Below are 25,997 nucleotides of genomic sequence, written 5' to 3'. Positions count from 1 at the left end.
CGTACGCCCCGGGGCTCATCCCCCGAGAAACGAGCGGCGCACCTCGTCGTCCCCCAACAGGGCCCGCCCGGTGCCCGTATGGCTGACCACGCCCCGCTGGATCACATAGCCCCGGTCGGAAATTTCCAGGGCGGACCGGGCGTTCTGTTCGATCACCAGGAAAGTGATGCCGGCCGCCTTCTGCAGATCCTGCAACTGTTCGAACATATTCTTGGTAAGAATCGGCGACAGCCCCACGGAAGGCTCGTCCATGAGAATCATGCGCGGCTTGAGCATGAGCGAGCGCCCGATTTCCAGCGCGCGCCGCTCGCCGCCCGACAGCGTTCCGGCGTTCTGGGCCCTGCGTTCTGCCAGCCTGGGGAACAATTCCAGGATCTCGTCGATCCGCCTTTTCACCAGCGCCTTGTCGCGCACCAGGTACATGCCCAATTCGAGGTTCTCGTAGACGCTCATCGACGGGAAGATCGTGGACAACTGCGGCACCATCGCGATGCCGGCCTTCAAGAGGTCTTGCGGCCCCAGCGAGGCCACATCCTGGCCCTCGAACGACACCTCCCCAAGGCGTATCTTGATCAGGCCGTAAATCGCCTTGAATACCGTCGACTTCCCCGAACCGTTGGGGCCCACGATGGCTACGATTTCGCCCTTCCTGACTTCGAGATTGACTCCATGCAGGATGTCGAACCCGCCGTAACCCGCGACCACGCCCCTGAGAGCGAGCATGGGCTCGTCATCGTCCACGGCCGGGCCGCTGCCGGAGTTCCCTTCAAGCACCGAGGTAAGCAACGATGACCTCCTGATTCTGTCGGATATCTTCGGGTTGGCCGTTGGCCAGTATCTTTCCGTCATCGAGCACGACGATCCGGTCCGCTATCGAGAAAATGAAGCCGATATTGTGCTCGACGATGATGAAGGCGACGCCTTCGTCCCGGTTCAGGACCTTGACGTAATGCTTCAGGGACTCTATCAATGTGGGGTTTACGCCGGACGTCGCCTCGTCGAGCATGACCAGGCGGGGGCCCGACATCATGGCCATAACAAGCTCCAGCAGCCGCATCTGGCCGCCCGAAAGATTGCCGGCGTATTCGTGCATCAGTTGGGGAAACCCCATCAGATCGATGAGCTCTCCAGCCCGACGGCGGGTAGCGGCGTCGGCCGGGCACAGCATGCTGCGCAGGCCGACCCCCTTCCATTGCCGGCCCATCAAGGCGTTTTCCCATACCGACAGCTCGGGAAAGATGCGGACGCTCTGGAAGGTGCGCCCCATGCCGTTGCGGGCGGCCTGCATGGCCCGCAAGCCCGAAATATCGGTGCCGTTGAACAGGACTTTCCCCGTATCCATGGCTATGTCGCGCGACAGGCAGCCGAGCAGCGTCGACTTTCCCGAACCATTAGGGCCGACCAGGCCCACGATTTCACCGGCAGCGACATCGAAATCCACGCCGCGCACGGCCCGGATGCCGCCGAAGCTCTTGGCGACGCCGCGGGCGCAAAGCAGGGACGCAGTGCCGCTCGATTCCGCGGCCACGCTGGAAGACTGTAGCTTAGTCATTGCTTACTATCCTGGCGGGAGCGACGGCGGCTGCAGGCCGGGACGTATCGCCGTGCGAAGGGCCCTTATGGCGCAGACGACGGATCAGCCTCCCCATGACGGTACGTTCGCCGCGCTGAATAGTGCCGACGATGCCTTCCGGCATGAACAATACAAGGACGATCAAAGAAACGCCGAAGACAACCAGGAATGAAGTCCCCTGGTTGGCCCATAGCGTGTCGCGCACGGAAAGAAAGACCACCGAACCGATGACCGGCCCCCAGACCGTGCCCAGGCCGCCCAGCGTTGCCATGATCGCCACGTTGATGAGGAAACTGTCGCGAAACAGGATGCCCGGGTCGATGAAGGTCACCTCGTACGCCCAGCAGGCGCCGACCGCCCCCGTAATCGCCGCGGACAGGCAAAAGGCGGTCAACTTCAGCAAGGTGGTGTTCACCCCCCTGGCCTCGGCGCCGTATTCGTCGTCCTTGATCGCCAGCAAAGAGAGCCCGAACTGCGAGCGCCGCAGCCGCCACACCAGCGCCACGACCAGGATGGCGCCGACAAGAAAAAGATAATAGAAAAAGAACCGGTCCACATCCGACGGCAGGATAAGGCCCTGCGCGCCGGCGGTCAGCGGCTTGGCGATCAATGCCAATTCGCGCGTGGCCAGGAACAGGCCCAGCATGGCTATCGAAAAATACACCCCGCGCAAGCGCAGCAAGGGATAGCCTATGACCAGGGCCACGGCGGCCGAGACCAGCACCGCCAGGGGAACGGTCGGGGCAAAGGAAAACCCCGATTTCGCCATCAGGATCCCGGCCACATAGCCGCCGATGCCGAAGAACACCCCGTGCCCGAAATCCACGTACCCGGTGAACCCCGAGATGATGTTCCAGCTCGACGAGAGAATGATCCACATGAAGATCGTGCTCATCGTCAGGAGCATGCTGTCGTTGACGCCGGTGAACGGAACCAGGGCCAGCGCCGCCAGCGCGACGAGCGTCAGGGCCCATCCCCGGCCGTGCCGGACGCGCCCGGCCCCGCGGCCTCTGGCGCTATTGTCGCTATGCCGGGCCTGCGCGATCGCCCTGCCGGCGCTTGGATAGTTCATGCCTTCGCCCCTTTCAACTGGAATAAGCCCCTGGGACGGACGGCGAGGACCACCACGACGAGGATGAATGCCGCTGCGGTTCCGAGGCCGGTACCTACATTGGGCACGTAGCCGCTAAGCGCCGACTCGATCAGGCCCACGAACATCGCCGCGGCCAGCGTGCCCGAGATCCTGCCCCGGCCGCCGAGGATGACAATGACAAAGGCCTTCAGCGTGAACAGCGGGCCCGAAAACGGATAGAAACCCTGGGTGACACTGAACAGGCCCCCCGCGGCGAAGGCAGCCGCGGCGCCAACCCCGAAGGCCGCGCAGTGGATCCGGGTGATGTCGATGCCTACGATGCGCGCCGCCTCGCGGTTCTCGGCGGCCGCGCGCATCGCCTTGCCCGCCTTGGTGTGATTGAGAAACAGCGCGAACAGCCCCAGCAGGACTATCGCCGCCACCAGCATGACCACCCTGGCCACCGAAACGCTATACCCCATGAATTCGAGCACCGAATTCGAATAAGACGCGATCGTCATCTTGGGCGTGGTGGTGAACAGCCACGTCAACACCCCCTGGATTACCGCGGCCAGCCCGAAAGTGACCAGCAAGGGCATCAGCTCGGGCCGGTCGAGCACAGGTATCACCAGCAAGCGCGACACGACCCAGCCTACGGCGAAGCCTATGACGATCAATATGGGCAAGGCCACGATGACATCAATGCCGAAATACTGATGAGCCATCCACGCGAGATACGCCCCGATGACCAGGAATTCGCCATGGGCCAGATTGATCACCCGCATGATGCCGAACACCATGGCCAGCCCCTGTGCCATCAGCGCATAGAAGCCTCCGAGAATGATGCCGTCAATGACGACTTGTATTGCTGTATGCAAGGCTAGACTCCCATGGCGCCACGGCCATTTTTCTCACGCGGCGGTCTCCCGATTCAACGCGCATTCCAGGGCTTGAGCGGCTGGATCGGCGCTTCGGCGATATCCAGGGGCGCAACGACGATCTGGTTGCCTTTCGCGTCGAGCTGGATCGTAAGCATCTTGCGATGGACGTTCGCCCCCATCAGGCCGCTGGGATCGTTCGGGCCCGAATACGAAATGGGCCCATAGAACGTATTTACCTTCATGTCGAGCAAGGCCTGGCGCACTTTTTCCGTATCCGTGCTGCCCGCCTTCTCGATCGCAAGCTGCAGGGACAAGCCCGCCGCCGAAGCGCCCGCCGGCAAGTAGGAAGGATTCGATCCATATTTCTTGACGTAGGCGTTGAAGTAATCCCTGGCCGTGCCGAAATACTTGTCCTTCAGGTTGTCGGTCGGCACCCACTGGGTGGGGGCCATTATTCCTTGCGCGGTCGCCGCGCCGAGTTCCTTGACGAAGGTGACTTCCGTCGGCGCCTGGATCATCAGCACATAGGTCGGCGCCCAGCCGATATTGCGCATGGTCCGCGTAGCCAGCATGCCCATCAAGGTGGTGCCGGCCTCGACGAAGGCGTCGGGATGTTTTTCCTGTATCTGGCGCATGGCGCCCGTGATGTCGGTCGCATCCGCCGGCACGGTCTGGACCGAGAGCACCTTCATGCCCATGGCCTCGGCCTGCTTGACGGTGGCGTTCTTGATGTCGGTCATGGGAGCATCGTCGGAATGCATCACGGCGATAGTCTTCACGCCCTTGGCCTTCAAGGCTTCCAGGCCGCTGGTGGTGTAGCTGCTCGTCAGGCTCAGCGGGCTGAACACATATTTGTTCTTGTGATTGAAGACGCTGTTTGCCGCCGCCGCGCCCGCGAACATGATTTTCTTGTACTTGGCCGCGATGGCGGACGTCGCGATCGTCAGGCCCGACGAATAAGGCCCGAAGAGGAAATCCACCTTGTCCTGGCTGACCAGGCGCTGGATCAGCTTGATCGCCGTTTCAGGCTCGGACTGATCATCGTAATAGATGATCTGCACCTTGCGCTTGGTGCCGCCTACATCGATGCCGCCGCGCGCGTTGACTTCGTCGGCCCACATTTCGTAGCCGCGCTTGGTCGAAAGGCCTTCAATGGCGAATTTCCCGGTGTCCGAGACCGCAGCCCCGATTTTTATGGGCGTGTTCGCACCGCCGGATTCGGCGGAGTTCGCATTCGGCGCGTAGGCAGCCAGGAACAGGGAGCCGGCAAAGACGGCAGTGGAAGCAGCACTTAGCAGTCGATTCATGATTTGACCTCACCGAAAGTAGAGGAACTGGGCGGGAAGTACGGCGGACGCGGAGCCCAATGCGTTTATGGAGCGCGGAAGCTGCCTGGAGGCAGCCGATGTCGGCCCGCCCGGCAAGCCAGCGCGGGGCTGGAAACATGATTCGTGGACTACCGATTGCGGCGCGGGATCCGCTGTGACCATGTCTGTCTCCGAAGGTTTTATATTTCCAAATTCGAATGTCCGGACATTATGGGTTTGAGCAAGTGTCTTGTCAATACTTGCCTGCGCCGCGATCTTTCTACGCCGCGCGCACCCATCCAGCCCCATGCATGTCATGCCCAACCACCATCGCACCAGGCATGCAAGCCTGCGAGTCTTGACAAGGAAGAGCCTCGAACACATAATGTCCGGACATTCGAATATGAAACAGCAAGCACAGACATCAATGGACAAGCGAGCGTGACATGACCGCAAATATCTCCGGCAACCGCCACAGTTTCAGCCTCGGGCGCTACTTCGAAGACTTCGCCCAGGGAGACATCTACGAACACTTCCCGGGCAGGACGATCACGGAAGCCGACAACATCCAGTTCTCTCTTCTTACGATGAACAACCATCCTATGCATTGCGACCATGCCTTCGCAGCCAGAAGCGAATTCGGCAAGCCGCTGGTCAACAGCGGCCTGACGCTGGCCATCGTTCTCGGCATGACGGTGGCGGACGTAAGCGGCAAGGCCATTGCCAACCTGGGATGGACGGACATCACGCTGAGCGCCCCCGTCCATCCCGGGGACACTATCTATGCCGAGTCCGAAGTGCTCGAAAAGCGCGAGTCGAAATCGCGCCCGACGCAAGGCATCGTGACCGTACGCACGACGGGCCGCAAAGCCGACGGCACGGTATTCATGTCTTTCGTGCGATCCGTGCTCATTCCCAAGCGGGGCCACGAAGTCGAGCCGCAGCATCCTGGACGCCTCGCCGCGGCGCACTAAAAACCTTTCGGAAGAGACTCATCATGGCTGACACGCTTATCCAGGCCGACACGGCAACCGAGGCATCGGAAAACCAAGCAAACACAAGCATCGCGGCCAGGCTGGCGGCTTTCGCCGAGAGCCTGAACCCCGAAGCCATCCCGCGCGCCGTCATGGAGCGCGCCAAATACCTGATTCTCGACGCGGTGGGCATCGCGCATGCGTCCACCCGATACGAGTTCGCGCATCGATCGCTGTCGGCAGCCAGCGAGCTGTCCGCCAATATGGGCGACATGCCGGTCATCGGCCTGGCCGCCCGCCTGCAGTTGCGCGACGCGATGCTCATGAACGGCATTCTCATACACGGGCTCGATTACGACGACACGCACGTGCGCGGGGTCATACACTCGACAGCCGCATGCTTCCCCACGGCCCTCGGCGTGGCGGCCCACGCCGGGCTCGGCACGCAAGACCTGCTGGCGGCTTATGTAGTAGGCATGGAAGCGGGCACACGCCTGGGCTCGGTCGCCAAGGGGGGATTCCATCAAATAGGCTTCCATCCCACAGGGCTGGTAGGTGCTTTTTCCGCAACGCTCGTGGCGGGCCGGCTGCTCGGTCTCAATGCCCGGCAACTCGCCATGGCGCAAGGCATAGCCTTGAGCACCGGGGCCGGCAGCCTGGAGTTTCTCAACGACGGCGCCTGGACCAAGCGCATGCATCCGGGCTGGGCCGCGAATGCCGGCTTCACCGCGGCATCGCTTGCGCGCCATGGCTATATCGGCCCCAAGCAGACATATGAAGGCCGTTTCGGTCTTTTCGCAAGCCACCTGGGCCAGGACGCGGCAAACATCGACCTCGAGCTTGCCACCGCCGGACTCGGTAAAGAATGGGAAACCTCCCAGGTCGCCGTAAAACCCATACCCGCCTGCCATTTCACCCATGCCTGCGCCGACGCCGCGTCCATCCTGCACCGCGAGCATGGCCTGAAGGCCTCCGACATCAAATCGGTGCGCGCGCTCGTGCCGGGCGAAGTCGTGAAAACCGTATGCGAGCCGGTAGCCACCAAGAAGCGGCCGCAGAACAGCTACGACGCCCAGTTCAGCATTCCCTATATCGTCGCCACCGCGCTAGTGCGCGGCAGCTTCGGCCTGCTGCACCTAGAAAGCGCGGCACTGGCCGACCCGGAAGTGCTGGATCTCGCCCAGCGCGTCGAATACGAGGTCGACCCCGATTCTCCGTTCCCCAAGTATTACTCGGGAGAAGTCATCGTCACTACCCACGACGGACGCACCCTGCGCCACCGCGAGCAGATCAACCGCGGCGCCGCCGACCGCCCGATATCGGGTCCCGACATCGAGAAGAAATTCATGGACAACATGCTGCTCGCCGTGTCCCGCAGCCGGGCCGAACAGGTACGCGACCTGGTGCTCGGAATGGACACGGATATGCGCGCCCGCGACCTCGCGGAAGGACTGGCCGCGCGCGGCTGAACGACGAATACCCACAGATCACGGCAACAAGGAACATTCCATGACACCGGAACAGTTGGAAAACGAACAAATGATCCTCGACTCGGTCGATAAATTCCTCGAGTCGGAGGTGCGCCCCTATGCGCACAAGCTCGAGGCGGCCGACGAATACCCGCAAGAAATCGTGGACAGGATGAAAGAGCTGGGGCTGTTCGGCTGCATCATCGACCCGGAGTACGGCGGCTTCGGGCTTTCCACTACCACGTATGCGAAGATCATCGAACGCATGTCCGCAGTGTGGATGAGCGTGTCCGGCATCTTGAATTCGCACCTCATCATGGCCGCCGCCGTGCAAAAGAACGGCACCGAGGCGCAAAAGCGGCACTATTTGCCCAAGTTCGCCACGGGCGAATTGCGCGGCGGCGTGGGCCTGACCGAACCCGATTGCGGCACCGACCTGCAGGCGATCCGCACGGTGGCCCTGCGCGACGGCGACGACTATGTCGTCAACGGCGCCAAGACCTGGATCACCAACAGCATGTACGGCAACACCATCGCCTTGTTGGTCAAGACCGATCCGCACGCACAGCCTCGCCACCAGGGCATGAGCCTGTTCATCGCCGAAAAGGGGCCGGGCTTCAAGGTCGCCAGGAAACTCAATAAACTCGGCTACAAGGGCATCGACACCTGCGAGCTGGTATTCGAAAACTACCGCATTCCCGCCGACCGGCTCATCGGCGGCGTGGAAGGCAAGGGTTTGCAGCAAGTGCTCAACGGGCTCGAGCTCGGCCGCATCAACGTGGCGGCGCGCGGGGTGGGGGTCGCGCGTGCCGCCCTGCAGGAAGCCGTAGCCTACTCGCAGACCAGAAAGACTTTCGGCAAGCCCATTTGCCAGCACCAGGCCATCCAGCTCAAGCTGGGCGAAATGGCTACGCGCACGGAAGCCGCCAGGCTGCTGGTGGAATCGGCGGCCAACGCCTATGACCGCGGCGACCGTTGCGACATGGAAGCGGGCATGGCGAAGTATTTCGCCACCGAGGCGGCGATGGAAAACGCCCTGGAATGCATGCGCATCCACGGCGGCTACGGGTATTCGAAAGAATACAATGTTGAACGCTACTTCCGGGATGCGCCGCTGCTGCTGATCGGGGAAGGCACCAACGAGATGCAGCGGATCATCATCGCCAAGCAACTGATAGAGCGGAATCCATCATGAGCCTGCCTCTCACCGGCGTACGCATCATCGCCGTCGAACAATACGGGGCAGGCCCTTTCGGAACGCAGCAACTGGCCGACCTGGGTGCGGAAATCATCAAGATAGAGAACCCGGCCGAAGGCGGCGACGTCGGCCGGCTGGTCGGCCCCCACTATTTCGGGCCGGGCGACAGCCACTTCTTCGAGGCCTTCAACCGCAACAAGAAAAGCTTGACGCTGAATCTCAAGCACCCCGAAAGCCGGGCTGTGCTCGCCGACCTGGTGAAAAGCGCCGACGCCACCTTCGACAATCTGCGCGGCGATCTCGCCGAAAAGCTCGGCCTGACCTACGCCGACCTGGGCGCGCACAACCCCCGCATCGTCTGCGGGCACCTGTCGGCCTACGGGCGCAGCGGCCCGCGTGCCGCGTGGCCCGGCTATGACTACCTTATGCAAGCCGAGGCCGGCTATCTTTCCGTCACGGGAGAGCCCGACGGGCCGCCCGCGCGCTTCGGCCTGTCTATCGTCGACCTGATGACCGGCATCACCGCCGTGACCGGGCTGCTTGCCGGCATCATAGACGCCCGCGCCAACGGCAAGGGGCGCGACATCGACGTGAGCCTGTTCGATGTTGCGCTCACCAACCTCAATTATGTCGCCGCCTGGTACTTGAACGAAGGCGCCATGGTCAAGCGCGAACCGCGTTCGGCACACCCTTCGCTTACGCCCAGCCAGCTCTATCGCACCAAGGACGGATGGCTTTTCGTCATGTGCAACAAGGAAAAATTCTGGCCCGAGCTCGCCCGGGCAATAGGCAAGCCCGAATGGGCGACACACCCCGACTATGCGGATTACAAGGTGCGCCTGGCCAATCGCGAGCAGCTCACCCGCGACCTGGATGCAGTGCTGGGCACCGCCAGCACCGCCGAATGGCTGGAGCGCCTGGCCGGAACAGTGCCGGTCGCCCCGGTCTATGACGTCGCCCAGGCGCTGGAAAACCCCTTCGTGCAGGAACACGGCTGCATCATGGAGGCCCCGCACCCGGCAAGGGGCTCGATCCGTACGCTCGCCTCGCCGATCCGCTGTCCCGGCGAAGCCGAAAAAGTAGGCATAGCCCCGACGCTCGGGCAACATACCAGGGACCTCCTGCACGAGGTCGGTTACGATGAAGACCGTATCGACCAATTGTCCAGATCCGGAGTCCTCTGAAAGTGCCATCATCCGCCCCTGCGCTTGCCCACCAGCCCCAGTATGCCCTGGTGGCGCAACGGCTCATGGACGACATCGCCAGCGGCCGCTATCCGGTAGGCAGCCTGCTTCCCGCCGAGCTCGATCTGTGCACGCAGTTCGGCGTCAGCCGCCACACGATGCGCGAAGCCATACGCCGGCTGCTGGAGCGCGGGCTGGTCACGCGCCAGCGCGGAATCGGCACGACAGTAAAGTCGAACCGGATAGAAAATCGCTACGTGCAGACTACGGCGAAAATCGCCGACTTGCCGCGCTATGTCGAAGATACCCGGCTCGTCACCACGCAGGCCGAGGACGTAATCGCCGACGAGGCTCTTGCGGCGGTCCTCAAGTGCCCTCCCGGGCAGCGCTGGGTCAAAGTGACCGGCTTTCGCCACGTCAACAAGGGGAAGCTCCCCATGGCGCTCACCGACATCTACATCAGCGCCGCCTACGGGGGGATCCGCAAGCTCATCGGCACGATGAAAGTGCCCGTCTATACGATGCTGGAAAAGCAATACAGCCTGACCATAGTCGAAGTGCAGCAGGAAATCAGCGCCACCATAATCGGCGCCGTCGACGCCAAGCGCCTGAGCGTCAAGCCGGGCTCGGCCGGCCTCGTCGTCACGCGCCGCTATCTCAACGACAACGATCACACCATAGAAGTCGCCGTGAACCTGCATCCCGCCGACCGTTTCTCATATTCCATGTCGATGCGCCTGCAAGTGCCATCCGGGGCGAATGCGTAATACGCTGGCTCCGCTGGCCACGACACTGACGGTGCAATCCCTCGTGTCGATGGCAGTGGTGACGGTGCCGGTGCTCGCGCCAGCCGCGGCGCCCGAGACCGGGGTGCCGGCCAGCTATGCCGGTATTTTCATCGCGCTGGTATACGGCGCCGGCATGACGGCGAGCCTGGTATCGGGCCCCCTGGTGCAACGCTTCGGCGCCATCCGCGTGAGCCAGGCCTGCCTGGTGGCCTGCGCGTTGGGGCTGGCCTGCATCGCCTCCGGGTCCCTGCCATTGTTCATCGTCAGCGCCCTGCTGCTGGGCGCCGGCTATGGCCCCGTTACCCCGGCCAGTTCGCATATCCTCGCCAAGAGCACCCCGCCCGAGCGCATGGCGCTGATTTTCTCGCTCAAGCAAACAGGCGTGCCGATAGGCGGGGCACTGGCCGGCGCACTGATTCCGACGCTGGTGCTGTGGAGCGGGTGGCGCATGTCCGCGCTGCTGGTGGCCGTTGCCTGCATGATCACCGTCATCTTCACGCAGCCCTTTCGCAAGGCGCTGGATTCGGATCGCGACCCCGCCAAGCCGCTGGTGGTCGCCAGCCTCGCCGGCCCCTTGCGCTACACGCTGGGCAACCGCGATTTGCGCCGCCTGGCGCTGTGTTCCTTCTTCTTTGCGGCGCTACAGCTATCCCTGGTGAGCTTCCTGGTTACACACCTCACCCTGAATACCGGGCTTACCCTGGTCCATGCCGGCCTCATGCTTATGGCCGCCCAGGTGGGAGGCGCAGTCGCCCGTGTCATATGGGGCGCGCTCTCCGATCGATGGGGCCGGCCCACAAGCGTGCTCGGCTTCATGGCGATCGCCATGGGCGCAGCGGCCGTCGCGGCCGGATGTTTCACCGCGCAATGGCCCTTGGCCCTGATAGCCCTGGTATCTGTGGCTTTCGGCGGCACGGCTATCGGCTGGAACGGCGTATACCTGGCGCAAGTTGCACGCCTGGCTCCTCCGGGCAAAGCCGGGGACGCCACCGGCGGTGCGTTGGCTTTCACCTATGCCGGAGTGCTTTTCGGACCGCCCATATTCACGCTGCTCGTCGGGTGGGGCACGGGCTACGGGGTAGCCTACATGCTGGTCGCCATACCCTCGGTCGTATGCGGGCTATGGCTGCTTGGACATGCCCGCAGCGCAGCCGAACACAAGGAAAAAGAACTCGGCCCGATGGAGAACGACTAATGGACAGATCCTACTTGTTCGTGCCCGCCAACCGGCCCGAGCGCTTCGACAAGGCTTGCAACACCGGAGCCCATGCGGTGATCCTGGACCTGGAAGACGCGGTGGGGCCGGCCGACAAGGAATCTGCGCGAGACTCCGTGCGCCGCTGGCTTAGCGCCGAAAAGCCCGCATGGCTGCGCATCAACGGCCCCGAAAGCGAATGGTTTTCCCTGGATCTCGACATAGCGGCCCTGGACGGAGTGCAAGGAATCATGCTTCCCAAGGTCGAAGACGTGGCGGCCATTGCCAACGTACGCAAGCGCATCCGGTCGAGCACTCGCATAGTTCCGCTCATCGAATCGGCGCTGGGCCTGTGGCGGGCCGAAGCCATAGCCAGGGCGGAAGGCGTCGAGCGCCTGGCCTTCGGTTCCGTGGACTTCCAACTGGACACGGGCATCGCCGGCGAACGCGAAGAACTGCTCTACGCGCGCTCGCAGCTCGTGCTCGTATCGCGAGTGGCCGGCCGGCTGCCGCCGGTGGACGGCGTCACAGTCGCCCTGGACGACGAGGCCTTGCTGCGCGACGACGTGAAACGCGCGAGGCTATTGGGTTTCGGAGGAAAGCTATGCATTCACCCGAAGCAAGTCGTAGCCATAAACGCGGGTTTTTCCGTATCGGATGCGGACCTGGCATGGGCACGCCGGATTCTCGACGCGGCAGACTCCACTACCGGTAGCGCGATCCGCCTGGACGGAAAACTCGTCGACCGCCCCATCGTAGAACGGGCGCGTGCACTGCTGGATCAGGCCCGCGGCCGCGCGTCTTGAGCCGCACCATACCGGGCTCACACCTCGCAGAGAAAAACGCTCAGGTCCGTGCAGGGCTGGGCAGCGCCCGGTCCCCCTCCAAGCCGTAAAATCCAGGCTGGCGTTCAGCACGGCATCGCACATATATGATCAAGCTCTCGATCAGACAGCTATCGGCCATACGGGAACTGGCTGTGTCTCGCAACTTCACGGTCGCGGCATCAAGCCTTCATACCACCCAGTCCAACTTGAGCATGATGATCCGGCAGGCGGAAGAAATCGTCGGATTGCGTCTCTTCGACCGGACCACCAAGCAAGTGTCGCCCACGCCCGCGGGCGAGGCCTTCGCCAATTCGATCGGCAGGCTGCTCGACGACCTGGAGGCTCACATTGCAAGCCTGCAGTCGCTCGGCGAACTATCCAAGGGCACGCTCTCGATCGGTGTAACGCCGCTGCTGAGCAGCACCTTGATCGCCCGCGTGGTTGCGCAGTTCAGCGAGCAGTATCCGGGGATTTCCGTGCGCATGGAGGACACCACCACCGAAGCCCTGACTACCCTGCTGACCCGCCGCGAAATCGATCTCGCGATCGGCACCTTCGACGGAAGAGCCTCGGAAATACATATACACCCCCTGTTCGAGGACAGGCTGCTGGCCCTGTCCCACCCTGCGCTCGGCTTGGGCAGCAGGGTCAAATGGAACGACCTGCTTGCCCAGAAGCTGATCGGCATCGGCCAGAACAGCAGTGTCGGCAGATTGATCGAGCACGCATTCTGGAGCGCTTCCAGGCGTATCGTCCGCCCCGCAATCGCGTCCCACCACTGGCTGACCGTAATGGCCCTGACCGCCGAACTCAGAGGCGTCTGTATCGTGCCGAGCTACGCATGCATATCCGAACTTACCGAGAATCTGGTCCGCTCGGACCTGGTCGACCCTGTGGTGTCGCGCACCGTGGGCGTCGCCACTATCAAGGGGCGCAGCCTTTCTCCGGCGGCGCAGGCATTCATTCGAACGCTGCAAGAAAAAGCTCGGGCCTGAATTATCAATATTTTTGATAGAAACATAAGACAAATAAATTGGACTCATTATTGAGCGCTGCCTAGACTAGCCGTGTCCTTGCCGCAGCCCGTCCGCAACGGGTGCGGCGCCTTGGCTAATCAAAGGTTCGCAAAAGATGAGCGCTTCAAACATGCCTTCCGCCAGGCCGCTGGCAGACTATACGGTGCTGGACCTGTCCATCGCCCGGGCCGGCCCGGTGGCGGTGCGCCTGCTGGCGGATTGGGGGGCCAAGGTCATCCGTATCGAGCCTCCTCCGAAACAAGACCGGGGGTCGGTAACCGGGAAGCGGCGCAATTCCGACGAGCAGAACATGCATCGCAACAAGCGCAGCATTTGCCTGGACTTGAAATCGGAAAAAGGGCAAAAAATACTGCGGCGCCTGCTGCTGAAGTGCGATGTGGTCGTGGAGAACTTCCGCGCCGACGTCAAGGAAAGGCTGGGCATCAGCTACGAGCAGTTGCGCGCCATCAACCCCGCCATCATCCTGGCAAGCATCTCGGGCTTCGGCCAGACCGGGCCGTATGCGGACCGCCCCTGCGTCGACCAGGTCATGCAAGGCATGTGCGGCCTGATGTCCATTACCGGCGAAGCCGACGGCAAGCCGACCAGGGCCGGCATCGCAATCTCCGACACCACGGCCGGCATGTTCCTCGGGCAAGGCATACTGCTGGCGCTGTTGCACAGGGAACGAACCGGCCAGGGCCAATGGGTTCATACATCCCTCATGGAAGCAATGCTGAACAAGCTGGACTTCCAGGCCAGCCGCTACACGGTAGACAGGCAAGTGCCCGTCCGGGAGGGTAATTTCCACCCCACCCTGGTCCCCATGGGCACCTACGAAGCCAAGGATGGCTACGTGAATATCGCCGCGAGCACGGAAAGAATGTGGCAGCACCTTTGCACGGTATTGAAGGCTCCGGCCTTGCTGGGCCAGGAAGAATATAAGGGGCGGGCGGCGAGATATCAAAACCGCGAGCAGCTCAATAAAAAACTGAACGAACTGACTCGCAATTTTTCCGTAGACGAACTCACCGATGCGCTCAACGCCTGCGGCGTGCCCTGTGGCCCGGTGCTCGACGTGCGCCAGGCGCTGGAAAATGAACAGGCCAAGCACATCGGCATCACGCAAACCGCAGTTCATCCCGTGCTCGGAAAGCTCCAGCTCATCCGCTCGCCCATCAATCTGTCGCAATTTCCCCATCCGGAAAATTTCGCGTTCCATGCCCCCGACCCCGGCGAACAAACCGTCGAAATACTCGAAGAACTGGGGCTGAGCCGGGCAGAGATCGACGCGCTCATTTCAGAAGAAGTGTGCTGTTGACGCCCAGGCCGGCGTCGAACAGGCGCACCGCCATCCAAACCGTAAAAACCTTATTCCAAATCCAATGGAGACCCAAACAATGATGAAGATCAAACCCCTGGCTATCATGGCGGCGATGGCGCTTGCATATTCCATGGCGCCGGGCGCCGCGTGGGCGAAATATCCCGAAAGGCCCATCACCATAGTCGTGGGCTTCACGCCCGGCGGAGGCGCAGACACCGTTGCGCGCATCGTGTCGGAACACATGGCCAAAACGCTGGGGCAGCCGATTATCATCGAAAACAAGCCGGGTGCCGGCACCACCATCGCCGCCAGCCAGGTGGCCCGCGCCAAGCCCGACGGATACACGCTTTTCCTAGGCAGCCCAATTCTCTTCGGCGTGGACAAGATCTTGTACAAATCCATCACCTACGGCCCCAAGGATTTCGCGCCGATTTCCCAGTGGACCGTCGCACCGATGATTCTCGCCGTGAACCCGTCCCTGCCCGTAAAAACGGTGCCGGAACTGATCGCCCTGGCCAAGAAGAAACCCGGCAATCTGTTCGTGGCCTCGTCCGGCACGGGCGGCTCCCCTTACCTTACGGCGCTCGCGTTCCAGAAGCATGCCGGAGTCAAGTTCACGCATGTGCCGTTCAAGGGCGGCGCCCCGGCCATACAGGCCGTCGTCGCCGGCGACGTGCAACTCACATTCGGCACCCCGCCATCGGTGCTGCCGCTGATGACGGCCGGGCGCCTGCGCGGCCTCGGCGTCACATCGGCCGAAAGATCGCCGCTGCTGCCGCACATGCCGACCATCGCCGAACAAGGTGTAAAGGGCTTCAACCAGACGTTCTGGTTCGGGCTGTTTGCGCCTGCAGGCACCGACAGCAAGGCCGTCCAGACGCTCTACGACGCCAGCGTCGAAGCCCTGAAAGACCCTGGCGTACGCAAGAAACTGGCGAGCGAAGGCAACGACGCCAAGTGGTCCGCATCCCCCGCCGAATTTGCGGCATGGGTAAAGAACGAGGGCAGCGAACATGCAAAGCTGGCCGAAGAAGCCGGGCTGACGACCCAGTAACCCTTGACGCTACGGATGGCACCCAAACATGAATGAGCCGAATCAATCTCCCACGCTGCAGATGGACGGGCCTATCGCCACGATAACCCTCACGCAGCCCGAAGTCGCCAATCGCCTGGACGGACAGGCGATTTCCCGGCTCATCGAGCACATCGACCGCATCAACAGCAGCGAAGCACTGGTCCTGCGAATTTTCAGCACGGGCAAGTATTTCTGCAGCGGCTATAACATCGAAGAGATCAAAGGCGGGCAAGAATCTGGGTTCGACACCCTTACCAATGCGCTCGAAGATTGCCGGCCCGTCACCATAGCCGCCATACAGGGCGGCGTCTATGGCGGCGCCACAGACCTGGCCCTGGCCTGCGATTTCCGCGTCGGAACCCCGGCATCCAATATGTTCATGCCGGCGGCGCGCCTGGGCCTGCACTTTTACCAGCGCGGCATGGAACGCTACATAAGCCGGCTCGGCCTGAACACGGCAAAGAAGCTGTTCTTGACGGCAAGCAAGCTCGACGCCCACGAGATGCTGTCTTGCGGCTTCCTGACCGACCTGGTGGATCCGGACCAGCTCCAGCAAGAAGTTGACAAGCTCAGCCTGTCGATATGCGGAATGGCGCCCATCGCGGTTCTAGGCATGAAGAAGCACCTGAACCGCATCGCGCGCAATATGGTGGATGCGGATGAGCTTCGATCCGACGTCACGCGCTCGCGAAGCTCGGCCGACATCCAGGAGGGACGCAGCGCCTGGAAGGAAAAACGGGCGCCGAAGTTCACGGGGAAGTGATTGCGTGTGCGCAGGCGCCACCGACAAAGCGGCGGCCGCTATCATGCACAAGCAAGTGCTAGGGATTCAACATTTCCCGATATTTTTTGACTTCTTCTTCGTACAAGTCCCGGCCATGGGCGTCGTTGGTGACCAGCAAAGGAAAATCCACGACCACCAGGCGCTGGACCGCTTCGGTCTTCAGGTCTGCATAAGCCACGACTTCGGCGCTCTGGATGCAGGAAAACAAAGTGGCGGAGATGCCCCCGATCGCGGAAAAACAGACGGCAGTATTGTCGACACAGGACTGCCTCATGGCCTGGCCGCGATTGCCCTTGCCTATCACGGCTTTCACGCCATATTCGAACAGCGCCGGCGCGTAAGGGTCCATCCGGTAGGCCGAGGTGGGCGCGACGACGCCGATGACGTCCCCCGGCTTGGACGGCCCGGGGCCACCGTAGAAAATGACCTGGCCGTGCAAATCGACGGGCAGCGGCTTGTTTTCCGCCAACAGGTCGCAAAACCTTTTGTGGGCCGCATCGCGGGCCATGTAGATGACGCCGCTGAGATAGACCTCGTCCCCAATGTGCAGGGATGCGATATCTTCGTCGGCCAGAGGCGTACTGATGTTATAGCTTGCCACCGCGGCCTCCTCAGATTTCCACCGTCTTGCGACGTGCGGCGTGGCATTGGATATTCACCGCCACGGGAAGCGCCGTAATGTGGCATCCATAGGTTTCTACGCTTACCCACAGCGCGGTGGTCATTCCGCCGAAGCCCTGCGGGCCGATGCCGGTCTTGTTGATGGCCTCGAGCAGTTCGTCTTCCAATTGCGCGATGTGCGGGTCGGGATGATGGGTGCCGATGTCGCGCAGGATGGCTCTTTTGGCGATATCGGTCACTTTGTCGAAGCTGCCGCCGATGCCCACGCCCACCGTCAGCGGCGGACAGGCGCTTCCGCCGGCGGCGCGGATCGCATCCAGCACGAACCGCTTGACGCCGTCCACGCCCTCGCCCGGAAGCAGGAATTTCATCGTGCTCCAATTCTCGCTGCCGCCTCCCTTGGGCAATACCGTGAGCCTCAATTTAGAGCCCGGCACGATATCCGTATGCACGACCGCGGGCGTATTGTCGTTGCTGTTGACGCGCAGCAGCGGGTCGCTTACCACGGACTTTCTCAGGAACCCGTCAGCATAGCCCTTGCGCACGCCGGCCTGTATGGCCTGGCCGTAGTCGCCCCCCGTAATGTGTACGTCCTGGCCGACCTCCGCATAGACGATGGTCAGGCCGGTATCGTGGCAATAAGACACGTTCTTTTCCCTGGCGATCCTGTCGTTGTCCACCAGTTTCAGCAGCACCGCCTTGCCGAGGGGAGAGATTTCTTTTTCGGCGGCCCGGCGGAAACCGTCGACCACGCTATCAGGAAGCTCATGACAGGCATCGATGCATAGTTTCGCAACGGCCTCGACAATCTCATCGCTATGTACTTCTCGCATACCCATACCTCAATACCCCTACCCTGCCAAACCATGCCGTCATAGCGCGCCACACAAGCGCCTGAATCACAAGCCTGACGGCAGCCGCCTCATGCGCCCCCGCGCGCCGTATTTATCAATTCCTGCCGCTGCAGGATGGAGTCGGCCAATTTCACGTGCGCCATATCCACCAATACGCCGTCGGCGCCCGCCGCGCCGCGCCCTTCCTGGTTCGAGCGACGCATCAAGGCAATGATGTCCTGCGCCCAGGACAATTGCTCCGGAGACGGAGAAAACACCTCGTTGGCCGAATCGACCTGGGTCGGGTGTATCGCCCATTTCCCTTCGAGGCCGAGCGCGGCGGCCCGCCTGGCGCTCGCACGGAACCCATCCTGATCCTTGAATTCGGTGAACGGCCCATCTATGGGCCTGATGCCGTATGCACGGCATGCGTTGGCGATGCGCGCCATCGCAAAATGCCATTGGTCATTCCAATGCAGCTCGCGCTTGCCCTGCGAGCCTTCGTCTCCGGTGAGCACCGCATAACGGGCGCTGGGCTTGCCCAGGACCTGGTCATAGGTGCGCATTTCGACGGTATAGTCGCCGACGCCGAAGATCATCGCCTCGAGCCGGTCCGAAGCCTGGGCGATGAGTTCGACATTGGCCACGCCCAGCGCGGTCTCGATCAGGACTTCGATGCCTATGCGCTTGGTCCGGTTTGCCTGCTGTTCCAGCAAGCCCAGCAATTTCTCGACGAACTGCACATCGAAGGCCGAGCTGGCTTTCGGCAGCAATACCAGGTCGAGCCGGGGCGCATTCTGCACCACGTCCACAATATCCTGGTGCGCCCATGGGGTGTCCAGCCCATTGACGCGCACCGCCATTGTCTTATTTCCCCAATTCACCTCGTTCAGGGCCTGGATGGCCTGGGCCCGCGCAATATCCTTTTTTTCGGGCGCCACGGCATCTTCGAGATCCAGGAACACGACGTCGGCATGGCTGGCCGCCGCCTTTTCAAAAAACTTCGGGCTCGTGGCCGGAACCGCCAGTTCCGAACGGTGTAGCCGAACCGTGCGTGGTGGGACCATTATTTCTCTCCTTCTTTCTATCTATGCCAGCGCGGCCGTATCAGTCTTTCCGCCTGGCCTCGATTGCATCCGCCAGCTTCAGCACCCGTTCCGCCGCCACGACCAGATCGACGGCGACGAAGACGCCTGCGCCCACCGCCGTGCCATGGCCTTGCCGGATGCTGTCGCGATAGGTCGATATCAGCAATTTCGCACGATCGAGCTCTTCCGGCGTCGGGGAAAAGACCTGGTTGGCAACGGCGATCTGGTCGGGATGGAATACGACTTTTCCACTGAAGCCCAGTTCGCGCGCCAGCAGCGCGTCCCGGCGCGTCGCCTGCGTATTCTTGACGTCCTGGAAAAAGGCGGCATCGATCGCCTGCAAGCCGGCCGCTGCCGCCGCCGCGGCGACGACCGAGCGCGGATACTGCAGGACGGAATCGGAAACGGGCGCGCCCAGCGCCGAGGTGTAGTCGCCCGAACCGAAAAACAGCGCGGTACTGCGGGCGGAAGCATCCGCGATGGACAATGCGTTCAATATCCCCCGAGGGGTCTCCAGCGTCGCGATGAGCTCGACGGGGCGCTCGCGCTCGCGGTCGCATCCCAAGGAAGCCAGTGTCCGGTCCAGCTTCGACAACTCGGCGGCCGACTCCACCTTGGGAACCATGATCGTATCGACCAGATCGAAAGGCAGCGCGGCCAGGTCCTGTGAGCAGTCCGGCGTGGCCGCGCCATTGATACGCACGCAGATCTCGCGCTCTCCGCGAGGAGCCTCGCGCAACACCCGGGCAATGCTTACCCGGGCCGCCGCTTTTTGATCCGGCGGCACGCCGTCTTCCAAGTCGAAGACCAGCACATCCGCGGCGCAAGCCATAGCCTTGAGCAAGCGCTCCGGCCTGTTGCCCGGAGTCATCAGCACAGACCTACGTATGCGCCATTCCGGCATGGGCCGCCTCGTCGAAATCATTGAGATTCAACATCCGCTCTACCTCCTCGGGGACTTCTCCGAGGAACAATTGCTGGACATTGGGGTTTTCCAGCAAGCTGGCCGCCTCGCCGGTGTAAATCACACGGCCCGTATGCATGACGTAGCCTCTTTCGGCCACGGTCAGCGCACGCGACGCCTTCTGTTCCACCATGATGACAGTCAGGCCCTGGCCGGCGAGTTCGACCAATTTCTCGAACACGGCATCGACGAATTTCGGCGACAGCCCCAGCGACGGCTCGTCCAGGATGATGGCCGTGGGATCGGTCATCAAGGCACGCGCGATCGCCAGCATCTGCTGCTCTCCGCCGCTCATGGTGCCGGCAAGCTGGTCCATGCGCTGCCCTATTACGGGAAAGGTCGCGACCAGGCGTTCAATGGTCGCCGCGATGCGCCGGCGGTCGTTGCCCAATATATATGCGCCGATATCGAGATTCTCGCGCACCGTCATCTCGGGCATCACGATCCGGCCTTGCGGCACGAAGGCGACCCCGCGCGCCAGGCGTTTGTGCGGCGCCTCGGTGGTGACGTCGACGCCTTCGATGAATATCTGCCCGTTCCATACGGGAAGCAAGCCGACGGCGGCCTTGATTACCGTCGACTTGCCCGCCCCGTTCGAACCGATCACCGCCGACACGCCGCCCCGGTCAAAGACCATGCTGGCGTTGCGCACCGCGGGCACGTCGCCGTAACCCGTGGTGACTTGCTTTAACTCCAGAAAAGCCGTCGATTCGACTTCCACGACACCCTCCAATGGCAGCCCGAAAAGAGGGCCGCCCCGAAATGCAGTCAGCGCTTGTCCCAGGCCGGCATGGGGATGACCGGATCCATGGTTTTCAGATCTTCCGGCATGACGATCTCGCGCTTGCCGTTGCGTATCTGAACCAGGAGACCCGTGACGCCTACCTGCTTGTGGGTTACCGGATCGACCTTGTGGTGACCCATGACGGTGTCGGTCTGGAAGGTTTTCAGGACTTCCCGCAGCTTGTCCTGGTCCAGGCTCTTGGCCTGCTCGACGGCCCGCCCCATCACGGTCGCGCCGGCATAGGCAAAGGCCGAGTAATAAGCCGGGGATCGATTGTATTTTTGCTGGTAAGCCTTGACGAACTCCGCATTGCCTTTGGTCTTCAAGGTGGGCTCGTACAGGGAAATGCCGAACACGTACTCCGCATTCTTGCCCGAGGCCGTCATGAAGTCAGTAATGGATGCGCCGTTATGGATGAACACCTTGGGCAGGTAGTTCGAGGCCTTCATCTGCCGCACCATCTCGATGGCTTCGTTCGGATACCCGATAGACAGCCAGATGTCCGGATTCAACTGCCTGGCCTTGGCGATGAGGGACGAGAAATCCGTCGTGCCGGCGGGAAAGAATTCGGAATCCAGTATCTTCAGGTCCTGCTTCTTCGCCACGGCCTTCATGTCTTTCAACATGTCGCGCGCGGCCGGATAGTCGCGCCCGAAAAATACCAGCGTCTTGAGGTGGTACTTGGCTGCCAGCGGACCGATATTCGCCACATAGGCACTGATGGCCGGCGCCGTCTGGAACAAGTACTTGAAGCCTCTTTCTTCGATTTGCTCGGAAGCGCCGCCCGAGTTGAAGAAAATCCGATGGTGCTTGTTTGCCACGGCTGCGGCGGTCGCGCTCGACGCGGAGCCCCAGGGGCCGAACAGCAGATCGACCTTGTCGTCGCTGATCAGTTTCTCGTATAGCCGCGCGGCAGTGGCCGGGTCGCTGCGGTCGTCATACGAAATCAACTTCACCTTGCGCCCCAGCAAGCCGCCGTGCGCATTGACCTGCTCGCTCCAGAGCTCGAGGCCACTCCAATATAGCTTCGCGCTGTCCGCCAGATTGCCCGAACGGGACAGGGCAACGCCAATACGTATCGGATTGTCGGCCGCCTGGGCCGAGCCGAAGGCAGCCACGCCGAGAACAGCCGCGGTAATCGTCAATTTTGCAAGATGCATTTTCATCTCATGGACTCCTTATGTCTCCAAGAACCCCATTCCGAACAGGAAATGGGCCCAGTCTCCACCCTCTGATCCCCCGCACTTGCCTCCGTCCGAGGCCTAAAAATAAGCTTCCCTCACAGCCTGGCTGGCGCGAATCTCGGCCGGATCGCCGTTGGCGATGACCTGGCCTTCGGCCAGGACGTACAGCTCGTCGCAAATGCCAAGCACAATGCGCATTTCGTGGTCGATAAAGAACAGGGTCAGCCCGCGTTCGCGCAGCCCCTGCAGATGATCGACGATGCGATTCTGCAGGCGCGGATTGATACCGGCGAAAGGCTCGTCCAGCAACATGACCGTAGGCTGCAGCATCAATGCCCGCGCGATTTCCACCAGCTTGCATTGGCCATACGACAGCTCCCTGCCCCATTTGTCGCGCAAGCCGGTGATTTCCAGGAATTCCAGCAAGCCCATGGCGCGCTCCACCGCCTCGTGATCCGACAGGCCGTGGGCGATCGCCACCAGGTTTTCAAGTACCGTCAGTTCCGAAAACAGCCGCGATATCTGGAATGTGCGCCCTACCCCCTGGCGGCATATATCCGCGGGGGAAGCCTGCGACACATCGCGTCCATTGAGCAGGATGTGGCCGGCATCGGGGCGCAAACTGCCCGCCACGATGTTGAACAAGGTCGATTTGCCCGACCCGTTAGGCCCGATTACCCCGGTTATCGAGCTCTTGGCGACTTCCAGGCTCGCGCCATTGAGGGCCACCCGCCCGCCGTAGCTCTTGTGCACCGAATCGACTAGAAGAATGTTGTCGCGGGCCATGGCTCAGACCCCTCCTTTGGCACGATCGGCGAGCCGGCGGAGATGGCCTCGCGCCACGGGCACCCAGGCCCAGGTATGTTTCTGCGCATAGTTGATGACGCCCCGAGGCATGTACAGGATGGTGATCAGGATGATCACTCCGACCAGCGTCAGATAAATTTCCGGGAAGCGCGCCCAAAGGAAATCATTGACCACCGACAGCAGGACGGCGCCAGCCAAAGGCCCCAGGACCGTGCCCATTCCTCCCAGCAAGACCATTGCGATCGTCGTCAGCTCGGTCATGAGAGCGAATGCGCTGGGTGGATCGATGAAGCCCAGGTAGCACGCATACAAGGACCCGACCGCCCCGGGCGCGAAGGCCGACACGACGAATGTCCCTATCTTCAGGCGCGTCGTGCGCACCCCTAGCGCATTGGCCGCCATTTCGTCTTCGCGTATGGACAGCAATTGCAGGCCGAGCCGGGAATTGTCCAGGCGGAAAGTGATGAGCAGCATCACCAGGGCTATGGCGCCCAGCACGTAGTACAACTTGCCGAGATCCACCACGTCCAGGTACAACCCCGTCCCGCCCTGCGTGATGCCGCCCATGCCCAGCGCCATGAATTCGCAGACGCGCGCGATGCCGAACATGCCGATGCCGAAAAATATGCCGCTCAGGCGCAACATCACACCGCCCAGGATCACGGCGCACAGCACACCGGACAGGCCGGCTATCAGCGCGGCAAGCAGCCAGTGGACTCCGGCGATGATGCACAGCGTTCCCACATAGGCGCCTATGCCGAAAAACGTCACCTGGCCAAAATGCGCGTAGCCCGCATAGCCGCCGATCAGGTTCCATGAATAGGCCAGCGCGATGAAGATGAACATCTGCACCATGAAAGACATGGTGTACGAGCCCGCGAACAGCGGGAGCAGGGCCAGCAAGGCGGCGCCGATAAGGACATAGACGATGAATTTCATGTCCTCGCTCCTACGCCGAACAAACCGCGCGGACGGACGACCAGCACGATCAGCATCACCAGGAACAGTGTGGCGGCGCCGAATTCCTGGCCATACAAATAGCCCGCGAACACTTCCAATATGCCCATGAACAAAGCCGCCGCCATTGCGCCCGGATAGCTGCCCATGCCGCCGACTATGATTACCGCGAACGCCTTTACGCCGAAGCGGGTGCCGAGCTGCGCATCCGAGGCGAACGTGGGGGCCAGCAGCACCCCGGCCAGCCCGGCCATCGCGGAGCCCAGGGCGAATGTGACGTTGCGCACCTGGCTGATGGATATGCCCGAAATCACCGCCAGCTCGGGCGCCTGGGAAACCGAGCGTATCGCCTTCCCGTAGCGCGTCGACTGGAGGAACCACCACACCCCGGCCGTCGCCCCCATGGCCACCAGGAAGGCAAGCAGCTTGGCCGCGGGGATATGCAGGCCGAGTATGGGCAGGGAACCGCTCAGGACATCGGGCAAGCCATGGAAGCCGCCGCCCCATATGAGGATGGAAACATTCACCACTATCATCGATATTGCAAACGTGGCCAGCAGCGACATCACCATCGGCCCGTCGATGATGCGCCGGATCACCAGCAATTGCATTGCCAGGCCGAGCGCCGCGGTCAATATCGGCACGACGATCAGCGCCACGATATACGGCATGTGGTAGCCGACGACGACGGAGACGGTGGTCAAGGCGCCCACGGCCAGCAGGTCTCCGTGGGCGAAATTGATTACGCGCATCACCCCGAAGATCAGATTCAGCCCGCATGCAATGAGTGCGTATACGCCCCCGAGCAATATGCCTGACACGAGCAGTTCGAAAACAGGCATCTTCCCTCCTTGTGTGGTTTCAGATAACGCCGGCGCTCTTCAATTGCTCGATGCGTTCCGGGGACAGGCCCAGGCGCACCCTGTAGACTTCGTCGTTGTTTGCGCCCAGGGCCGGCCCCAGGCTTTCTATACGTCCCGGGGTGTCGGTCAGGCGGGGCACGACGTTGGGCACCGCGAATTCTCCCGCCCGCTCGTCATTGAAATACTTGATGTTCTCGCGCGCCGCATACTGCGGGTCTTTGAATATCTCGTCGATCGAATAGACCGGCCCGCAAGGAACCTGGTACGACTCGCACAAGGCCAGGACCTCGTCGCGGGTGTGGCGCCCGGTCCAGTCTCCGACACATTGGTCGACCTGTTCGCGCTGCGCTTCTCGCTGCGTGATCTTCCCCCACTTGCCGTCTCCGCCGACCTCGGGCATGCCCATGGCCTCGGCCAGCCGGGAAAAAATCTTGTCGCTCGTGCAGGCGATGGCCACCCATCGGCCATCCGAGGTGGGATAGTGGCTGTGCGGTACGACGTTGACGGTTCCGGGCCCCATGCGCTCTCGCACATAGCCTTTCATGTGGTAGGCGGGCGCCAGCTCGTCGAGGATGCGGAAAATCGTTTCGTACAAGCCGAGGTCGATGACCTGGCCGCGCCCGGTTTTTTGCAGCGCCTGCAACGCCAGCAGCACTCCCAGTGCGCCATACAGCCCGGTCAGGTAATCGGGGATCGTGGCCGACCCGGGCGTGACGGGCGGGCGGTCGGGAAAGCCCGCCAGATAGGACAGGCCTCCGAATGCATTGCCGATACGCCCGAAACCCGGCCTGCCGCTATAGGGGCCGGTTTGGCCGTATCCTGAAATGCGCACCATGATCAGCCGCGGATTGACTTCTTTCAGCGTCTCCCAGCCCAGGCCCCAGCTTTCCAGGGTTCCCGGCTGGAAATTCTCGACCAGCACATCGGATTGCTTGACCAGCGCCTTCAGAAGCTCTGCGCCTTCGGGCTTGCGCAGGTCCAGGGTGGCCGATTTCTTGTTCCGGCATTCCGACAGCCAGGGCAGGGAATCGCCGCAAGGCGTTATGGTTCCGAACCTGCGCAAAGCATCGCCTATCGTAGGCAGTTCGATCTTGATGACGTCCGCGCCGAACTCGGCCAACTGGGTCGCACAAAAAGGCCCCGCCAAGAAGCTTGATACGTCGATTACTTTCAGCCCGTCCAGAGCTCGAACTTGCCCTGCCACCTGTTCCATTTGCATCTCCTGTCAA

General features: G+C 62.0%; 26 protein-coding genes. 11 read left to right on the top strand and 15 right to left on the bottom strand.

The genetic code is table 11. From position 1 onward, the window contains the following. Positions 1-15: 15 nt before the first annotated feature. Genes KVP10_RS06510 through KVP10_RS06490 form a run of 5 tightly spaced genes read right to left on the bottom strand, consistent with a single transcriptional unit; the run spans position 16 to position 4,833 of the window. Positions 16-786, bottom strand: a complete 771-nt coding sequence (locus KVP10_RS06510; RefSeq protein ID WP_217963685.1) for an ABC transporter ATP-binding protein — start codon at positions 784-786, stop codon at positions 16-18. After that, complete coding sequence (locus KVP10_RS06505) at positions 767-1,552, bottom strand: ABC transporter ATP-binding protein (RefSeq protein ID WP_217963830.1); 786 nt, start codon at positions 1,550-1,552, stop codon at positions 767-769. The genes KVP10_RS06510 and KVP10_RS06505 overlap by 20 nt, the downstream gene beginning before the upstream one ends. Continuing rightward, positions 1,545-2,645, bottom strand: coding sequence for a branched-chain amino acid ABC transporter permease (locus KVP10_RS06500; RefSeq protein ID WP_217963684.1), 1,101 nt, complete (start codon positions 2,643-2,645; stop codon positions 1,545-1,547). Before KVP10_RS06500 ends, KVP10_RS06505 begins: the two co-directional genes overlap by 8 nt. After that, positions 2,642-3,523 (bottom strand): branched-chain amino acid ABC transporter permease, encoded by an 882-nt coding sequence (locus tag KVP10_RS06495; protein WP_217963683.1) that lies wholly within the window; start codon positions 3,521-3,523, stop codon positions 2,642-2,644. The genes KVP10_RS06500 and KVP10_RS06495 overlap by 4 nt, the downstream gene beginning before the upstream one ends. A gap of 53 nt (positions 3,524-3,576) precedes the next feature. Next, entirely contained in the window at positions 3,577-4,833 is a 1,257-nt protein-coding gene (locus tag KVP10_RS06490) for an amino acid ABC transporter substrate-binding protein (RefSeq protein ID WP_217963682.1), read from the bottom strand. Positions 4,834-5,279: 446 nt separating this feature from the next. On the opposite strand from KVP10_RS06490, the gene KVP10_RS06485 reads away from it, so the two are divergent. The 11 genes from KVP10_RS06485 (at position 5,280) to KVP10_RS06435 (ending at position 16,646) form a co-directional block, all read left to right on the top strand. Next, positions 5,280-5,807: a MaoC family dehydratase gene (locus KVP10_RS06485; protein WP_217963681.1), complete on the top strand. Its 528-nt coding sequence runs from the start codon at positions 5,280-5,282 to the stop codon at positions 5,805-5,807. A 23-nt stretch (positions 5,808-5,830) separates the two neighbouring features. Next, the gene (locus tag KVP10_RS06480) at positions 5,831-7,276 is read left to right on the top strand and encodes an MmgE/PrpD family protein (RefSeq protein WP_217963680.1); all 1,446 of its coding nucleotides are present in this window, start codon (positions 5,831-5,833) and stop codon (positions 7,274-7,276) included. Positions 7,277-7,316: 40 nt separating this feature from the next. Then, positions 7,317-8,471: an acyl-CoA dehydrogenase family protein gene (locus tag KVP10_RS06475; RefSeq protein ID WP_217963679.1), complete on the top strand. Its 1,155-nt coding sequence runs from the start codon at positions 7,317-7,319 to the stop codon at positions 8,469-8,471. Next, positions 8,468-9,658 carry a CaiB/BaiF CoA transferase family protein gene (locus KVP10_RS06470; RefSeq protein WP_217963678.1) on the top strand — a complete coding sequence of 397 codons (1,191 nt, stop codon included), beginning with the start codon at positions 8,468-8,470 and terminating at the stop codon, positions 9,656-9,658. Before KVP10_RS06475 ends, KVP10_RS06470 begins: the two co-directional genes overlap by 4 nt. Before the next feature lie 2 nt (positions 9,659-9,660). Then, positions 9,661-10,425, top strand: a complete 765-nt coding sequence (locus KVP10_RS06465) for a GntR family transcriptional regulator (protein WP_217963677.1) — start codon at positions 9,661-9,663, stop codon at positions 10,423-10,425. After that, positions 10,418-11,641, top strand: coding sequence for an MFS transporter (locus KVP10_RS06460; protein ID WP_217963676.1), 1,224 nt, complete (start codon positions 10,418-10,420; stop codon positions 11,639-11,641). The genes KVP10_RS06465 and KVP10_RS06460 overlap by 8 nt, the downstream gene beginning before the upstream one ends. Next, positions 11,641-12,447: an HpcH/HpaI aldolase/citrate lyase family protein gene (locus tag KVP10_RS06455; protein ID WP_217963675.1), complete on the top strand. Its 807-nt coding sequence runs from the start codon at positions 11,641-11,643 to the stop codon at positions 12,445-12,447. Before KVP10_RS06460 ends, KVP10_RS06455 begins: the two co-directional genes overlap by 1 nt. Before the next feature lie 125 nt (positions 12,448-12,572). Continuing rightward, entirely contained in the window at positions 12,573-13,463 is an 891-nt protein-coding gene (locus KVP10_RS06450) for a LysR family transcriptional regulator (protein ID WP_217963674.1), read from the top strand. 136 nt (positions 13,464-13,599) lie between these two features. Next, entirely contained in the window at positions 13,600-14,805 is a 1,206-nt protein-coding gene (locus KVP10_RS06445; protein WP_217963673.1) for a CaiB/BaiF CoA transferase family protein, read from the top strand. Positions 14,806-14,884: 79 nt separating this feature from the next. After that, positions 14,885-15,862, top strand: coding sequence for a Bug family tripartite tricarboxylate transporter substrate binding protein (locus KVP10_RS06440; RefSeq protein WP_246600359.1), 978 nt, complete (start codon positions 14,885-14,887; stop codon positions 15,860-15,862). 28 nt (positions 15,863-15,890) lie between these two features. After that, positions 15,891-16,646, top strand: coding sequence for an enoyl-CoA hydratase/isomerase family protein (locus KVP10_RS06435; protein WP_217963672.1), 756 nt, complete (start codon positions 15,891-15,893; stop codon positions 16,644-16,646). Positions 16,647-16,704: 58 nt separating this feature from the next. On the opposite strand, the gene KVP10_RS06430 is transcribed toward KVP10_RS06435, so the two are convergent. The 10 genes from KVP10_RS06430 to KVP10_RS06385 form a co-directional block, all read right to left on the bottom strand. Further along, the gene (locus tag KVP10_RS06430; protein WP_217963671.1) at positions 16,705-17,268 is read right to left on the bottom strand and encodes a fumarate hydratase C-terminal domain-containing protein; all 564 of its coding nucleotides are present in this window, start codon (positions 17,266-17,268) and stop codon (positions 16,705-16,707) included. A gap of 10 nt (positions 17,269-17,278) precedes the next feature. Then, positions 17,279-18,121, bottom strand: a complete 843-nt coding sequence (locus KVP10_RS06425; protein ID WP_217963670.1) for a fumarate hydratase — start codon at positions 18,119-18,121, stop codon at positions 17,279-17,281. 89 nt (positions 18,122-18,210) lie between these two features. Next, positions 18,211-19,188 carry an HpcH/HpaI aldolase/citrate lyase family protein gene (locus KVP10_RS06420; RefSeq protein ID WP_217963669.1) on the bottom strand — a complete coding sequence of 326 codons (978 nt, stop codon included), beginning with the start codon at positions 19,186-19,188 and terminating at the stop codon, positions 18,211-18,213. Positions 19,189-19,228: 40 nt separating this feature from the next. Continuing rightward, the gene (locus KVP10_RS06415) at positions 19,229-20,080 is read right to left on the bottom strand and encodes an HpcH/HpaI aldolase/citrate lyase family protein (protein ID WP_217963668.1); all 852 of its coding nucleotides are present in this window, start codon (positions 20,078-20,080) and stop codon (positions 19,229-19,231) included. Between the two features lie 10 nt (positions 20,081-20,090). Beyond that, positions 20,091-20,894 (bottom strand): ABC transporter ATP-binding protein, encoded by an 804-nt coding sequence (locus KVP10_RS06410; protein WP_217963667.1) that lies wholly within the window; start codon positions 20,892-20,894, stop codon positions 20,091-20,093. A gap of 47 nt (positions 20,895-20,941) precedes the next feature. Continuing rightward, entirely contained in the window at positions 20,942-22,123 is a 1,182-nt protein-coding gene (locus tag KVP10_RS06405; RefSeq protein ID WP_217963666.1) for an amino acid ABC transporter substrate-binding protein, read from the bottom strand. A 96-nt stretch (positions 22,124-22,219) separates the two neighbouring features. Next, a complete protein-coding gene (locus KVP10_RS06400) occupies positions 22,220-22,927 on the bottom strand; it encodes an ABC transporter ATP-binding protein (protein ID WP_217963828.1) in 708 nt (235 codons plus the stop codon). Positions 22,928-22,930: 3 nt separating this feature from the next. Then, positions 22,931-23,887 (bottom strand): branched-chain amino acid ABC transporter permease, encoded by a 957-nt coding sequence (locus tag KVP10_RS06395; RefSeq protein WP_217963665.1) that lies wholly within the window; start codon positions 23,885-23,887, stop codon positions 22,931-22,933. Beyond that, the gene (locus KVP10_RS06390; RefSeq protein WP_217963664.1) at positions 23,884-24,747 is read right to left on the bottom strand and encodes a branched-chain amino acid ABC transporter permease; all 864 of its coding nucleotides are present in this window, start codon (positions 24,745-24,747) and stop codon (positions 23,884-23,886) included. Before KVP10_RS06390 ends, KVP10_RS06395 begins: the two co-directional genes overlap by 4 nt. 19 nt (positions 24,748-24,766) lie before the next feature. Beyond that, positions 24,767-25,981, bottom strand: a complete 1,215-nt coding sequence (locus KVP10_RS06385) for a CaiB/BaiF CoA transferase family protein (RefSeq protein WP_217963663.1) — start codon at positions 25,979-25,981, stop codon at positions 24,767-24,769. Between the last annotated feature and the right edge of the window lie 16 nt (positions 25,982-25,997).

Source organism: Candidimonas humi, assembly GCF_019166065.1.
Taxonomy (GTDB): Bacteria; Pseudomonadota; Gammaproteobacteria; order Burkholderiales; family Burkholderiaceae_B; genus Candidimonas; species Candidimonas humi.
This window is presented reverse-complemented; position numbering and strand designations above follow the sequence as displayed.